Origin of the sequence: Curtobacterium sp. MCBA15_016 (genome assembly GCF_001865105.1) — a bacterium.
Lineage (GTDB): Bacteria > Actinomycetota > Actinomycetes > Actinomycetales > Microbacteriaceae > Curtobacterium.
In genome coordinates this window covers 1-521 of record NZ_MJGR01000018.1, presented here as the reverse complement: position 1 = coordinate 521, position 521 = coordinate 1, and the positions used below count along the sequence as shown (strand labels likewise).

Genomic DNA, 521 nt, shown 5'->3' with positions numbered 1-521 from the left:
CTACTCCCGCGGGAGTAGTCCACAGGTCGTGCGCACGCCCGATGCCGCGGGCGGGAGCCGACCCTAGGCTCGAGCCATGGACACCACCCCGACCCTCGCCGACCCGGCGAGTGACGACACCCGCTGGGTCGGGCGCCGTCGCTTCGCCCGGGTCGGTCGGGTCCTGCCGGTGGCGTTCCTGCAGATCGTCGGGACGCTGCTCGCATCGCGCGTGCTGGTCGGACCGGGTGTCGGGACGGGCCCGGCCGGCCCACCCTGGACACGGCACGCGTTCAGCGGTGCGGTCGACCCGGTGCACCTCGGCCCGCTCGCTATCGGGTTCCTCGTGGCTGGCGTCGTGGTGCTCCCGTGGCGCTGGCGGTGGCCACGGTCGGTGCTGCTCCTGACCCTCGCGACCACGATCGGGTACGCCCTCGTCGTGAGTCCGCGCGGGCCGTTCGTCGCCGCGCTGACGATGGCGCTCGCCAACGCCTGGCTCCGCGGACACCGCTGGTGGGTCCTCGCCTCGGCGGCGCTCGCCG

1 protein-coding gene is annotated in these 521 nt (G+C 74.9%); it reads left to right on the top strand.

Annotated elements, in window-relative coordinates; translation table 11 throughout:
- Positions 1-76 precede the first annotated feature (76 nt).
- Positions 77-521 (top strand): hypothetical protein (locus BIV03_RS07860; protein ID WP_217637355.1); only part of this gene is annotated, 445 nt, incomplete at its 3' end.